This is a genomic window from Sporomusa malonica (genome assembly GCF_900176355.1).
GTDB classification, from domain to species: Bacteria; Bacillota; Negativicutes; order Sporomusales; family Sporomusaceae; genus Sporomusa; species Sporomusa malonica.
In genome coordinates this window covers 298651-313182 of sequence record NZ_FWXI01000004.1, presented here as the reverse complement: position 1 = coordinate 313182, position 14532 = coordinate 298651, and the positions used below count along the sequence as shown (strand labels likewise).

General features: G+C 43.0%; 11 protein-coding genes. 9 read left to right on the top strand and 2 right to left on the bottom strand.

Annotation, left to right across the window (positions count from 1 at the left end; genetic code table 11):
• The 6 genes from B9A22_RS06660 to B9A22_RS06635 all read left to right on the top strand — a co-directional run.
• Window positions 1–921: FAD-binding oxidoreductase (locus B9A22_RS06660; protein ID WP_084574923.1), on the top strand; the 921-nt coding region annotated here is incomplete at its 5' end.
• Between the two features lie 120 nt (window positions 922–1041).
• Entirely contained in the window at window positions 1042–1920 is an 879-nt protein-coding gene (dapA, locus tag B9A22_RS06655) for a 4-hydroxy-tetrahydrodipicolinate synthase (protein WP_084574922.1), read from the top strand.
• Between the two features lie 260 nt (window positions 1921–2180).
• The gene (locus B9A22_RS06650) at window positions 2181–3041 is read left to right on the top strand and encodes a substrate-binding domain-containing protein (protein ID WP_084574921.1); all 861 of its coding nucleotides are present in this window, start codon (window positions 2181–2183) and stop codon (window positions 3039–3041) included.
• A 5-nt stretch (window positions 3042–3046) separates the two neighbouring features.
• A complete protein-coding gene (locus B9A22_RS06645) occupies window positions 3047–4282 on the top strand; it encodes an ATP-binding protein (RefSeq protein WP_084574920.1) in 1236 nt (411 codons plus the stop codon).
• A 253-nt stretch (window positions 4283–4535) separates the two neighbouring features.
• Window positions 4536–5528, top strand: coding sequence for a type II asparaginase (locus tag B9A22_RS06640; protein WP_084574919.1), 993 nt, complete (start codon window positions 4536–4538; stop codon window positions 5526–5528).
• A 248-nt stretch (window positions 5529–5776) separates the two neighbouring features.
• Window positions 5777–6970, top strand: a complete 1194-nt coding sequence (locus tag B9A22_RS06635; protein ID WP_084574918.1) for an aminotransferase-like domain-containing protein — start codon at window positions 5777–5779, stop codon at window positions 6968–6970.
• Window positions 6971–6983: 13 nt separating this feature from the next.
• On the opposite strand, the gene B9A22_RS06630 is transcribed toward B9A22_RS06635, so the two are convergent.
• Entirely contained in the window at window positions 6984–10052 is a 3069-nt protein-coding gene (locus B9A22_RS06630) for an efflux RND transporter permease subunit (protein ID WP_084574917.1), read from the bottom strand.
• The gene (locus B9A22_RS06625; protein ID WP_245823849.1) at window positions 10049–11158 is read right to left on the bottom strand and encodes an efflux RND transporter periplasmic adaptor subunit; all 1110 of its coding nucleotides are present in this window, start codon (window positions 11156–11158) and stop codon (window positions 10049–10051) included. Before B9A22_RS06625 ends, B9A22_RS06630 begins: the two co-directional genes overlap by 4 nt.
• Window positions 11159–11262: 104 nt before the next feature.
• Between B9A22_RS06625 and B9A22_RS06620 the strand changes: the two genes are divergently transcribed.
• The 3 genes from B9A22_RS06620 (at window position 11263) to nspC (ending at window position 14421) form a co-directional block, all read left to right on the top strand.
• Window positions 11263–11913, top strand: a complete 651-nt coding sequence (locus tag B9A22_RS06620; RefSeq protein WP_084574916.1) for a TetR/AcrR family transcriptional regulator — start codon at window positions 11263–11265, stop codon at window positions 11911–11913.
• 247 nt (window positions 11914–12160) lie between these two features.
• Complete coding sequence (locus tag B9A22_RS06615; protein WP_084574915.1) at window positions 12161–12919, top strand: epoxyqueuosine reductase; 759 nt, start codon at window positions 12161–12163, stop codon at window positions 12917–12919.
• A gap of 398 nt (window positions 12920–13317) precedes the next feature.
• The gene (gene nspC, locus B9A22_RS06610) at window positions 13318–14421 is read left to right on the top strand and encodes a carboxynorspermidine decarboxylase (protein ID WP_084574914.1); all 1104 of its coding nucleotides are present in this window, start codon (window positions 13318–13320) and stop codon (window positions 14419–14421) included.
• The last annotated feature ends 111 nt before the right edge of the window (window positions 14422–14532 follow it).

Here is a 14532-nt window from a genome sequence, read left to right as displayed (position 1 = left end):
GTAAAGTATGGTATTACCCGCGACTACGTACTTGGACTGGAAGTTGTTTTGCCAGACGGCAGCGTAGTCGAAGTGGGCAACAAATTTGACAGTGAGATGGCTGGACCTGACTGGGGGATGCTCCTGGTAGGCTCAGAAGGCACGCTGGGCATTGTGACCAAGGCTTATCTGAGACTGGTTGACAAACCAAGCGCCAAACAAACCCTGCTGGCGATCTTTAACAGCCTTGATGACGCAGCCAACACCGTAAGTGACATGATCGCCTCAGGCACCATCCCGACAACCCTGGAAATCATGGATAACCAGACCATCCGCGCCGTGGAGGATTACCTTAACGTAGGGCTGCCGGTGAGTGCCGAAGCCATCCTCTTAATTGAGGTCGATGGCAGTGCCGTGGCCATCGCCAAACAGGCCGAACATGTCATGAAAGTATGTAGAAAATGCGGCGCCACCGAGATCCAGGCAGCCTCAACCCCCGAAGATATCGATAAACTATGGCGCGCCCGCCGGGCCATCTCGCCGGCCTGTGGCAAAATCAACCCCACCAAGATTTCGGAGGATGCCACTGTTCCCCGCAGTCAGATCCCCGAAATGGTTCGCCGCCTGCGCGCGATTGCCAAGAAGTATGACCTAAAGATGGTCATATTTGGTCATGCCGGTGACGGTAACCTTCATCCCAATATTCTAAGCAATAAGCATGACCATGAAGAGATGGAACGGGTAGAACAAGCGGTAGAAGATCTCTTTAAGGCAGCGTTAGAGCTTGGGGGTACTTTGTCCGGTGAACATGGTATTGGTTATATGAAAGCGCCGTTCTTGAAATGGGAAACAGGAGAAACCGGTTTTGCTGTTGGACAGAAGCTCAAAAGCGTTGTTGACCAGCAAGGGGTATTAAACCCTGGGAAGCTTTTTAATGCATAAAAAATCATTAAAAAAATTTTGGTATATATGTGGTATATAATTCCTTTTTAACTGATTATAGGCTAAAATCATAGTAATAAGGATTTTTATCACTAAATATAAACAAAAGGCGGTTATCTAATGAGAAAACCATTATTTATTGGCGCTGCAGTAGCAATCGTAACTCCCTTTACGGACAACGGTGTTGATTATCAGTCATTAGCAGAACTTATTGAGTTTCAAATTAAAAATGGATCAGATGCCATTGTAGTCTGCGGCACCACCGGAGAAGCCTCTACCATGCCAGATGATGAGCATATTGCCGTTATCAAGTTTGCGGTAGAAACCATCAACAAGCGCGTACCGGTAATTGCTGGTACAGGCAGCAATGATACCCGGCATGCCATCGAATTATCAAAAGCGGCCGAAGCAGTCGGGGCTGATGGGCTATTATCGGTTACTCCTTATTATAATAAAGCTACACAAAAAGGCTTATATGAGCACTTTAAGCTGATTGCCAATAGCGTCAAGATACCCATCATTCTGTATAATGTACCTAGCAGAACAAACTTAAATATAAATGTTGAGACGATTAAAGCATTATCAGAAATAGAAAATATTGTTGCCATTAAGGAATGTAACCTCGGGCAAGTTGGTGAAGTAGTTAATCTATGTGGAGACAATTTTGCCGTGTATTCTGGTGATGATAATACCGTCTTACCTGTGCTCTCATTAGGGGGCAAAGGGGTTATTTCTGTGATGGCTAATATCATTCCGCAAGACACCCATGATATGGTTGATAAATTTTTCCAAGGAGACATTAATGGTGCTATCAGGCTTCAGCTTCAAACCCTAAACCTCATAAAAGCACTATTTTGCGAAGTAAACCCGATCCCTGTTAAAGCAGCTGTGAGCCTGCTGGGTTTTAAGGTTGGCCAATGCCGTATGCCGCTAACAGACCTCACTGATAATAACCTGGAAATTCTTCGCGCTGAAATGAAGGCCTACGGCCTGATATAATACTGGGTTACACGTGCCCCTCCTTGCCGCTGAAAGACGGTGAGGAGGGGTTTGTTTGTTTCAGCAAGTATGTGAAAAAAATTTTTACTTATTGTAAAAAAAAGGAGGAATATTAAATTTTTGGAAGAAAATAAGAGAAGGTTGTGTATATACAGGCCGTTTTTAAAATTTGTTGTTCCACGAGAGCGTTCGAGAGAGCAGTGGACAATAGTGTTGTTATTTGTGCATTTAGTGAAATATGCTAATGAGGAGAATGCATTTTGATTCTAAAGTATGGGAGGATATTATGGCTGTTTCTAATGCTTCTTCTCACTTCGGGTTGTATTGAAAAAACGCCAAGTGCAGCAGAAAGTAAGTCTTTGCAAGGCTTTATTGTACACGATAAATTTATAGTTGCGGGCTCGGGAAGTAATATCCCTGTTACTAGAAAATTGGTGGAAGGATATAATGCCAAATCAAAAGTAAAAATTGAATTACCCAGCAGTATTGGCAGCGACGGGGCAATCAACGCGGTTAAATCCGGCAGATTAGAACTAGGTCTAATTTCAAGGCATTTAACCTCGGCAGAACGTGAGCTAGGTCTGAAAGAAGTCCCATACGCGCGCGTTGCAGTTATTTTTGGTGTGCATAGAGATGTTCTTGATACGGAGATCTCCAGCTCGAGCATAATAGATATTGTTAAAGGTTCCAAGGCGACTTGGTCTAACGGCTCAAAAATTTATGTCTTTGTCCGAGAACGGAATGATAGTTCAAACCTTGTTCTATATGACAAAATACCTGGCTTAAAAGACGCTTTATTTGAATCCTATCATCAGCAGCGATGGGGAGTTTTTTATAGAGATAGTGACATGGTCGATGCACTGCAAAAGACAAAAGGTTCTTTTGGTGTGGTAAATACTACAGATTTAGCGGCAAATCATTCTATTAAGGCTTTGGACTTTGATGGTGTAGCGCCTACTCAAAATAATATTCTTAGTGGTGAATACAAACTAGTTAAAGAGCTTTCTTTTGTTTATAAAGATCAGATAAGTAGTCGTAGCGCGGAATTTCTTGAGTTTGTGTTTTCGCCAGAGGGGCAACAGATTCTAGCGAAGTGGGGCGCCGTACCAAGTGGAAGGTGATTGTTATGCCATCTAGACTATGCTTTTCAGATGATTTTGCAAAAAGGATGAAAATAGTATCAATCTTGATTGGATTGGCTGTAAGTCTAACTATGCCGATTGTTTATTTTACAGTCAGCTGGCAGGAGTTTCACTACCAAGCGCTATTGCGCAGTGAGGAACTTGCATATAAGATTAAGCCGACTATTCAGGATAATCCAGACCTATGGTACTATAATGTAGTTAAATTTATGGAATTAGCTGATGAATCTAATGTTCGCCCAGAGCTAGAGTCTATAAATATTTTCGATAGAGAGGGTAACCTCATATTCAAGCAAGTAATAAACGGGGAGGCTGGGATGACCCATCCTTTTCGCAATCCCATTAGGTATAATAATGAAATCTACGGTTTTGTTGAGATTCGGGAAAGCGTTCAACAACTAATCTTGGGAACGGTTAAGATGGCTAGTATTTTTGCCATTCTGGGCACAGCCATAGGTGTTAGCTTATATATGTATTCCGTTAATATCGTGAAGTTAGCTGAGAAAGACGTTTTGAGTGCAGAACAGTCCAAAAGACAAGCGGAAAGCGAGCTAGCACGCCTAGACCGGCTAAGGCTTGTCGGGGAAATGGCGGCTGCTATTGGTCATGAGGTGCGAAACCCTTTGACCACTGTTAGAGGCTACTTGCAGTTTTTTTTAATGAAAAAAGAACTTCTATCCCTCCATTCTAAATTTCAATTATTGATTGACGAGTTGGATCGGGCTAATAGTATTATCACCGAATTTCTTTCCATGGCACATAACAAGGCTATTAAGACGAAAGAATGTAACCTGAATAGTCTGATCGAAGAATTACAGCCATTAATTCAGTCTGAAGCCCTTATACGTGGATTATCAGTAGAGCTTGACCTGAAAAATATACCGAATATATCTGTTGATGCCAAAGAAATAAAACAACTAATATTGAACATTACTCAAAACGGCTTAGAAGCAATGGAATATGGAGGTTGTCTGTTTATTAAAACAGATGTAGAAAAGAGTGAGATCAGATTGCTAATTATTGACCAGGGTGCGGGCATTGGCCCTGATCTACTTCCGAAGATGGGCACACCTTTTTTTACAACAAAAGAAACTGGCACAGGGCTTGGACTAGCAGTATGTTATAGCATTGCTCAACGACATCAGGCTAAAATCGACTTCGAAAGTGGGGGCAGATGTACAACGTGCATAGTTCGTTTCCCCTACAGTCTGCAGAAGTAGTCATTAGAAAATTTATATGACTGGATTGGCAGCGAAAACTCCTGACAAATTCTCTGTGGATTTGGCAGGAGTTTTGATTTTCCTGATAGAAAGTATAACTTTCTCCTGGATAAGGGCAACATCGACTTCCACCTTCGCCAGAGGCTCGGTACAAGCCGTGTTTTCTTTATTTTGTGGTAAAGTGACTAGTAGCTTATATGCTTTTTAAAGGTATTAGACGATATGAAGCCTATATTTCGCAAAGGAGTTTTTCATGAAAAAAAATATCGTAATCTTGGCTACTGGAGGGACAATATCAGGTAATGCTTCATGTGAAACTGACATGCTTACTTATAAGTCTGCCGTTCTTACTGTAGATAGTCTGATCGACAGTATGCCATACATCCAAAACCTTGCTCATGTTACCGGTGAAGAAATTGCTCAGATTGACAGCTGCGACATGAATACCGAGATATGGCTTAAGCTTGCTAATCGTATTAATGAGTTACTGCGGTCAGACAAAATAGATGGTGTAGTTGTGACCCATGGTACAGACACGATGGAGGAAACAGCTTACTTTCTAAACCTTGTAATTAAAAGCGAAAAACCTGTTGTAATAGTTGGTGCCATGCGTCCAGCGAATGCGATAAGTGCAGATGGTCCCATGAACCTTTATAATGCGGTAGCTCTCGCCAGCAGCCAGGAGGCTAGCGGAAGAGGGGTGCTTGTTACCCTGAATGATACAATTAATTGCAGTCGTGAAGTGACTAAAACGAATACTGCATTACAAGACACTTTTAAATCGCCTGACTTAGGTTATCTTGGTTATATCCAGGATGGCAGTTCCCACTTTTACCGTTTCCCAACCCGTAAGCATACTACCCAGACTGAGTTTGATATTACAGGCTTGTCTGAGCTGCCGCAGGTAGAAATCATCTATTCCTATGTTAATAGCGGTCTTACCTTGATTAATTCAGTTGTGATGGCAGGGGTTCAAGGGATAGTTTATGCTGGACTGGGGAACGGCGGCATACCTGAATTCATCAAAGCAGAGCTTGTTAAATGTGCCCGAAATGGGATTGTTATTACTCGTAGTAGTCGCACCGGAAGTGGTATTGTCACTCGTAATGGTGCTGTCGATGATGATGCCTGTGGTTTTGTTTCTGCAGATTCTCTTAATCCGCAGAAAGCTCGAGTCTTACTTATGCTGGCTTTAACCAAGACACAGAATTGTACTGAGATTCAAAGAATGTTTTGGGAATATTAGTATAATAATCCTATAAGAGTAAAACCTCTGTCTTGGGTAGATAATCATCCAAGAAAACGGTTTGCGTCCGCGCTGTGAGTAGTCATGTTTAATACGTGACTACTTTTTGTTATTTTTCGTGTATTAAGTATCCAATTTTATTTTAAAAAGTAACATTTGGATATTTACGCAGGGTTGGGAGTCGTATATGATAAAAAACAACCTACAAACTGCGGACCGTAGTTGTTTAAAAACAGGGAGGATTTTATATGGCTGTAATTTTTGCCGAACGTATGGATTTGATGTGTGCATCGGAGATTCGTGAAATACTAAAAATTACCCAACGGCCTGAGGTTATTTCCTTTGCTGGGGGATTACCGGCACCAGAGCTTTTTCCTGTTGAGGCTATGAAACAAGTAGCTGTCAAGGTGCTCAATGAGGCGGGGCAGGAAGCGCTGCAATATTCTACTACCGAGGGCTTTGAGCGGCTGCGCCAGCAGATTGCCGCCCGCATGAACCGTAAGTTTAATACGAATGTTCAAGAAAATAATGTGTTGATTACCAGTGGGTCACAGCAGGCACTCGATTTCTCCGGGAAGTTATTTCTGAGTGCCGGTGACGTTGTTTTATGCGAAAGCCCGACTTATTTGGCAGCAATTAGTGCCTTTAAGGCTTATCAGCCACGGTTTATTGCCGTACCGACTGATGATCAGGGGATGATCATCGAAGAATTGAAGAAGATTTTAGAAACAACAACTAATGTTAAGCTCATTTATATTGTTCCCGACTTTCAAAACCCTACCGGACGGACCTGGTCATTAACGCGGCGCCAGCAGCTTATGGAGGTTGTAAATGAATACGAACTTCCTGTTATTGAAGATAATCCTTATGGGGAATTAAGGTTTGAGGGTGATTTTTTACCGGCAGTCAAATCAATGGATACAAAAGGTCTGGTCATTTTTGTAAGTACCTTTTCTAAAACCTTTTGCCCGGGGCTGAGAGTAGGCTGGATTGCTGCCGACAGCCGGTTTATTGAAAGGTATGTACTTATTAAACAGGGGGCTGATTTGCATACATCGTCCCTGAGTCAGCGTGAAATCTCTGCCTACATGGATATGTATGACTTTGAAAGCCATATTGCAAATATTATCAAGGTATATCGCAGTCGCCGGGATGCGATGGTAAATGCCATGGAAGAATACTTTGACAGTGCGGTTACCTTTACCCGACCGCAGGGTGGACTATTCACCTGGGTGGAAATGCCCAAACACATCAAAGCGGTTAGCCTTTTAAAGGAGTGCTTGCAGCATCATGTAGCCTTCGTTCCCGGTGATTCTTTCTTTCCCAATGGCGGTGTCGAGAATACCTTTCGCCTGAACTACTCTAATATGCCGGAAGAACGTATTAATGAGGGGATTAGACGTTTGGCTATGGTAATGGCAAAATACAACAACTATAAATAATCTCTAGTATCCATTAAACGGTTAGTGTGGGAGTACAAGAAGTTTTACTGCCTATCCTAAACCAAGTGACATACATGGTAGGTAGTACGAGTAATGTCAGAATCGTTGCGATCAGTAAACCACCGGCAATCGCGATCGCCATTGGTCCCCAGAAGATACTAGAGAATAATGGAATCATACCAAGAATGGCTGCGACGGCAGTCAGCATGATTGGCCTGAATCTAAGTATTGTCGCGTTAATCACAGCATCCCACGGCGATTCTCCCTGCAGAATTTGCTGCTCAATTTGGTCAATTAAAATAACTGAATTACGGATGATGATGCCTGCTAGAGCCAATATCCCTAATACTGCCACAAAACCCACTGGCTGCTGGGTGATCAGCAGGGAAAGACTGACGCCGATGACTCCCAGTGGTGCTGTTAATAAGGTGAGGATCATGCGTGATACACTCTGAAGCTGGATCATGAGTAAGATCATCATAATCAGCATGACTACCGGCACCAGCTTAAGTAGAGAACCCACCGAACGGAAACTGTCTTCAAGCGGGCCGTCGACAGATATCGCATAACCTGGAGGCAGACTATTACGTAACTCCAGTAATTTGTCGTAAACCTGCCGGGTGGCGTCGTTACCAGTAATTTCAGGCTTTACCTCGGCCTGAACAGTAATGGTCGGTTTTAGATTGCGGCGCCAGATTAACCCATCTTCCGCCTCGTAACGAATTTGGGCAATTTGATCTAAGGGGATGTACTTGCCGTTACCGGTATGGATATTCAGGTCTTTGATACTGGACAAATCCTGCCGGCTCTTGGCATCAATACGGAAAAGCATACTGATTTTTTGGTCTTTCTCGCGAAATTCACCTACAGGAATACCAGATACCTGACTTTGTAGACTATTGGCTAACTGCAGGCTGTCAACCCCTAACATCCGGGCTCTTTCCTGGTCAACTTGCAGGTGCATTACTTTGCTTTTTTCATTCCAGTTCAGATTAACATCACGTAATCCAGGGGTGTCTGCCATGGCGGACCGAACTTTTTCGGCAATTTCCCGTACCTTTGCATGCTCATAGCCGGTGACACGGAGCATTACCGGATATGGCTGCGGCGGGCCTGTCTGGATTGTTTTCATATGTACGAGGACATTTTCGAACTGTTGGGAAATCAACGTATCTAACTTTTGCTGAAGCGCAATTCGCGCTGTCGTATCCTTGGTAACAATGACAAACTGGGCATAGTTTTTTGTGGGTAAAACAGGCTCGATTGTTAATACGAAACGAGGCCCACCTTGCCCAATGTAGTAGGTATAGTTTACGATATTGGGGTCATCATTAAGGGCGGCTGCTAATTTTGCTGCCTCCTGTTCAACAGCCTGAAAGGAGGCTCCTTCCGGCAATGTCATTTCTACGATAAGTTCCGGGCGGGTGGAGGGCGGAAAAAAATCTTGCCGAATCAAAGTGAATAAAAACAGTGAGCCGATAAAACAGGCCAGCGTTAATCCCAGCACTATTTTGCGATGAGTAAGACACCAGCTCAATAGTTGCCTAAATAAGCGATAGAAAGTCGTGTCATAAGCAGAATGACCACGCCCTCCTGCCGCTGCATTGACAAGTTTGTATCCCAATAAAGGTGTTACAATGACTGCAACAACCCAGGATATCAGTAGCGCAATGGTTACGACGGTAAAAATACTGTTGGTATACTCGGAAGCAATACTTTTTGAGAAACCCACAGGAATAAATCCGGCACAGGTAATCAAGGTGCCTGTCAGCATGGGAAAGGCGGTAGCCGCATAGGCATAACAGGCTGCATCAAACCGGTTCCAGCCTTGCTCCAACTTTACAATAATCATTTCTACCGCAATGATAGCATCATCAACCAATAAACCCAGGGAGATAATCAATGCCCCCAAGGAAACCTTGTGTAAATCCACACCTGCCAATTTCATACCTGTGAATATTCCGGCGATTACGAGCGGAATACAAAGTGCTACGACAATACCCGAACGAAAACCAAGGCTCAGAAAGCTGATAGCCAGAACGATAAGGATTGCCAGACCCAAGGTTTCTGTAAACTGGCCCACAGAATCTGATACTACCTGTGGTTGATCTAATACCTGGTTAATTTCCAGACCCAGCGGCAATTCCTGGCGTATTTCCTTTACTGCCTGATGTAGGTTTTTCCCGAGGTTAAGAATATTGCCCCCTTTTTCCATGGACAATGCTATGCCGATTGCCGGTTGGCCATTATAAAACATCTGGGGTTCACGGGGTTCGGCATAGCCTCGTTCAATCCTGGCAATATCGCCTAAGCGGAAAGTTCGTCCGTTAGCGCGAATGGGTAGAGAACGAATGCTTTCAATATCTGCAAAAATACCAGTAACACGCAGATAAATATTGTCAGACGCTGTTTCTGCCATTCCTGAGGGACTTATTGCATTCTGGGCTTTAATTGTATTAATAATAAAAACAGGGTCTATGGCCAACTGGGCCAGCTTGGTATTTTCCATCTCGATATAAATTTTTTCCGGCTGAACGCCTATCAGATCCACTTTCTTGATATTTTCTACACCTAACAGGATTCTGCGTATGCGCTCGGCTGTTTTTCTCAACTCTTCATAGCTGTAGCCATCGCCAGTTACTGCATAGATATTGCCAAATACATCGTCAAACCGGTCATTAAAATAAAATCCGGCAACGCCCTCAGGCAAGGTTTGCTTGAGGTCATTGACCATATTGCGTACCTCTAACCAGGTCTGACGAACATCCTTTTCCGGTGTGGATTCTTGTAAATATACATAGATAATGGCTTCGCCTGCTTTTGAATAACTTTTCAGATAATATAGGTTCGGCGTATCTTGCAATTTTTTCTCAATTTTATCAGTAACCTGCTCTTCTACCTGACGGGCGTTAGCTCCTGGCCAGGATACACCGACAATCATTTGACGAATGACAAAGTCAGGATCTTCCATCCTACCAAGGGATTGATAAGAGATAGCGCCCATAACAAAAGTCAAAAACATAAAGAAATAGACGAGTTGCTTATGAGTAAGGGCCCACTCAGTCAAGTTAAAGTTTTTCATAGCGTGGCACCGCTTGTCCGGACTTTTTGTCCTTCCCTCAATTTATGAACCCCTGCTGTTACAATCACATCGTCAGCTGCCAGCCCTTCCATTACATGGACTGAGGTATTGCCAAAGGTGCTGATTTGAACCGGGCGCAGAGATAAAATGCCGTCTTGCACAACCCAAACCATAGGGGTATCGCCGGTCTGATAGATAGCGGATAATGGAACGTCAACCCCGGTTTTTTGTGGTTCAGTACCTGCTACTCTTGCTGTGGCTGTCATCCCTAACTTTATTTCCGCAGGCGGGTTTGCTAGTTGGATGCGCACTTTGTAGGTGCGGGAAACGGCGTCTGCCATTGGTGCTATTTCTCGTACCTTGCCATTAAGCTTAACCTGAGGAAGCGCCCAAAATTCAACCTGAACTTGCTGAACTTTGCGCAATTCCTCAAGACGATTCTCGGGAATACTAATTTCTATTTCCCGTTCACCATCCTGCACGACGGTAACGATGTTTTGACCGGCACTTACTATCTGACCGACTTCGGCTTCAATACTGGCAACAATTCCCGGGCTGTCAGACTGTAAATTGCTGTAGCCTAGCTGATTTACGGTTTGCCTATGCTGTGCTTCAGCTTGCCGTACTAAGGCATTAGCTGTATCATATGCCGTATCATAGCGATCATATTCTGCTTTACTAATGGCCTGCTGTTCATAGAGCTGCCGATAACGCTGTTGATTGTTATTAGCCAGTTTCGCTTGCGACTGGGCTGCAAAAACCTGGGCTCCACTACTTGTAACATTTTGCTGAATATCTTTACTATCTATCTGCATCAGCACATCCCCTGGTCTGACAATACTGCCTAGCTCAATATTTCGTTTGATCACTTTTCCATTGACCTGGAAGGCCAGCTTGCTTTCATACCGCCCCCGCACCTCGCCAGAGTAAGTATAACTCGGCGCTGCTTCAGTCAGTTTGACAACTGTTGTACGTACGTAAGGCACTTCATCCATTATGCTCTGGGATTGCTGATTGGTTGTAACCAGGATACCGGCTAATAACGCAACTACAAAAAATGCTGTGCCAATGCTGGAATAAAGCTTGATTTTTTGATTCTTTAGCAATTTGCATCCTCCTCATGATACAATAGAATATATGGTTATATAATACAATGCCAATCTTGACAGTGTCAAGATTGGCATTGTATTCACACTGAAAGGAGAACATTATGGATAATAAGGACCTAAAGATAGATTTATCCCAAAAGCAACAGTCCCAGTATCACCATGGCAATTTGCGCGCTGCATTGATTCAAACAGCACTGCAAATTCTTGCTGTTGATGGCGTTGACGGTCTGGCTCTTAGGAAAGTGGCAAAGGCAGCCGGAGTATCCCATTCAGCCCCTGCCCACCATTTTAAAGACAAAACCGGGCTTATTGCCTCGGTTGCGGCGAGAGGCTTTCGCATGTTATCAGAGGATCTGCTGGCTGTAGCTCAAAATCACCAGGATTCAAAAGAACAGATCATCCACGGTGTAAGGGCTTATGTACAGTTTGCCCAAAGAGAGGTTGAGCTTTTTCGCTTGATCACCAGTCCTGCTGCTCCAGACTATACTGAATATCCAGAGCTTTATGATGCCGGCATCCACTGTTGGAATGTGTGGGTTCAGGCTGTTGCGGTTTTTATGAAAGACTATAGTGTACAGGGCGATAGTCCAGAATTACTTGCTTTCTGCATTTGGGCTCACGTCCAGGGGATTGCTAGCCTGATTGTCAATCAAGCAGTTATCCCGCCTCATATAATACCCTTAAAAGATGCAATGCTAGATAAATCAATAGAACTCTTAATCAATGGTCTCATAGCTGATATCAAAGGATAGGCAGTTTAGGATAGTCATAGCGTTTGATTATGTACAAGAATAATTTTAATAATTAGAATGTTGATATTGACACGACATGAATAAGGTTATACTATAACAAGTAACAATATATGTGCATATACACGTTAATTTGAGTCCAAGTCATGTCTTGAAATAGGGCAAGCTTCAAAGGCAGGATTTTTATAGTTGCCATAATTTTTTTTGTAAAGTAAGTGTATATGCACGTAAAAATAAGGAGTGGTAGGTAATGGAGAAACAAATTAGAGATTATATTTTGGATTTGGGGGTGGATGATGTTGGTTTTGCCTCAGTTCAGGACTACCAAAGCCCCAAATCATATGAAATTACAAAGTTTTTACCTGATGCAAAATCAATTATTGTGTTGGCGTATAGGGTTTTATCAAGCTGTGAAAGTCCAAGTACAAGTGCTGCTCAGAACGGTTATTTAGATTTGGGCTCATTTGCAAGAAGCTCCAGTTACCAGATTGCCCGTTTTCTAGAGCGTAAATACAATGCTAAAGTGGCTACTTTGCCGATTTCATATCCTTTTGAAATACACAATGACCGAAAGGCAATTGCAGATTTTTCCCAACGCCATGCAGCCGTTGCTGCTGGTCTAGGGTCATTTGGCCGCCATAATCTTGTTATTCATCCCCAGTTTGGTACACGGGTTAACTACACGAGTATTATTACAAATCTTTCGTTGCAGGCTTCTCCAAAATGTGATGATTTCTGTACAAACTGTAATCTTTGTGTTGATAATTGCCCAGCAAGAGCGTTAGATGAAGCGGGAAAAACAGATGTAATGAAATGTTTAGGTCATTCACAGCCTTACGGCATAGTAGCCGATATTACTTTCCAGTTGCAGCGTTTAGGTAGTTCGCCGGAGGAGCAGAAAAAGATGCTTATGGATGAACAATATGCCCGCCTGAAGCAAGCGGCCTATTTAGGAAATCAGTATATGTGTTTCAACTGCCTGAAGACTTGTCCGGTAGGGTTATCTTAAAAGGATAAAAGGTTCCTTCTTCTACCCAGAATTTTGCTAACGCGTAAATTCTGGGTTTTATATTACCATCATTTAAGATTTATAGACTTTTTCTAAACTATTCTAATTGTACAGAATACGTCCATTCTAATGAATAAAGCCGACTATTTGGGCGTAAAACGACTTTTTATTAAAAAATTCGCTTGTTTTTAAAGAATAATCGACAAATGCGCTCATTTTTGCTATTATTAGTGTCGTGAGAAAATTATAGGATGTAAAAAACAATCACTGATGAACATGATCTTTGGATAAGGGTCATTAATCCACTACCTTTTGCTGCTTTAGCCTCGTCCGATCCATATAACAGGATTGGAACGGGTCGAGGTGGCTTATTTTGATAGAAACAGGAGCTTTATAAAATGAAAATTGCCACCCCATATTATCTTATAGATGAGAAAAAATTATTGCGCAACTTACAGATTATTGAGCAAGTGCGTCAGCTTTCTGGGGCTAAATCTGTATTGGCACTAAAATGTTTTTCTACTTGGTCTGTATTCGATTTGATGCGTGAGTACATGGATGGTACTACCTCTAGCTCTCTTTATGAAGCGCGACTGGGGTTTGAAAAGTTTGGTAAGGAGACCCACGCCTATTGTGTGGGTTATTCACAGGAGGATATCCTAGCTGTAGCCGAATTTGCCGACAAAATTATTTTTAACTCGGTTTCCCAGCTTGAGAAATATTATGATATAGCCAAATCAGCCAAACTTGGTTTGCGCGTCAATCCGGGAATTAGCCACTCTCATTTTGATCTGGCCGATCCGGCGCGCAAGCATTCGCGTTTGGGGGTAGTAGACAAGGACATATTGGCAAAACAGATACCCCGCCTTAGTGGCTTGATGTTTCATTATAATTGTGAAAACGATGATTTTGAAATGTTTTCACAGCAGCTTGATGCCATCGGTGACAGCTATGGGGACATGCTCAGAGAGCTACAATGGGTTAGTCTGGGCGGTGGCTTATATTTCACCAAAGAGGGCTATCCAGTAGAAAAATTCAGCAAAAAACTAGCAGACTTTGCCAGTGAATTTAATGTTCAGGTATACTTAGAACCCGGGGAAAGTGCCATTACTGGCTGCGCAGAGCTAGTTACCAGTGTAGTTGATGTAGTGCATAATGAAATGGATATTGCTATTGTTGACGCTTCGGTCGAGGGACATATGCTGGATTTATTGATATACCGTTTGTCAGCCAAAATAGAGGCAGGCGAGATGGGGAATCATAAATATATGGTGGCCGGACGATCCTGTCTGGCAGGCGATGTTTTTGGCACATTTGACTTCAAAGATAAGCTGGAAATCGGCAGTGAAATCAGGTTTGCTGATGCGGCTGGTTATACTATGGTAAAAAAGAATTGGTTTAATGGACTGCAGATGCCGTCCATAGCGGTATGCAGGTTAGACGGTACTGTAGAGGTTGTACGGAAATTTACTTATTCAGATTTCCTGAATAATTTATCATAAAGTAGACTTAGCTTCAGATGGGGTTTTAACCCACCTGAAGGTTAGTCGCCCTTATCCAGGGACTTAGCCGCTCGCCTGTGCCCTTTGGGTATAACTCCCACTTGTAGAAGA

Coding starts and splice junctions, on each gene's coding strand:
- dapA (WP_084574922.1), top strand. CDS start 1,042: ATGAGAAAACCATTATTTATTGGCGCTGCAGTAGCAATCGTAACTCCC.
- B9A22_RS06645 (WP_084574920.1), top strand. CDS start 3,047: ATGCCATCTAGACTATGCTTTTCAGATGATTTTGCAAAAAGGATGAAA.
- B9A22_RS06640 (WP_084574919.1), top strand. CDS start 4,536: ATGAAAAAAAATATCGTAATCTTGGCTACTGGAGGGACAATATCAGGT.
- B9A22_RS06635 (WP_084574918.1), top strand. CDS start 5,777: ATGGCTGTAATTTTTGCCGAACGTATGGATTTGATGTGTGCATCGGAG.
- B9A22_RS06630 (WP_084574917.1), bottom strand. CDS start 10,052: ATGAAAAACTTTAACTTGACTGAGTGGGCCCTTACTCATAAGCAACTC.
- B9A22_RS06620 (WP_084574916.1), top strand. CDS start 11,263: ATGGATAATAAGGACCTAAAGATAGATTTATCCCAAAAGCAACAGTCC.
- B9A22_RS06615 (WP_084574915.1), top strand. CDS start 12,161: ATGGAGAAACAAATTAGAGATTATATTTTGGATTTGGGGGTGGATGAT.
- nspC (WP_084574914.1), top strand. CDS start 13,318: ATGAAAATTGCCACCCCATATTATCTTATAGATGAGAAAAAATTATTG.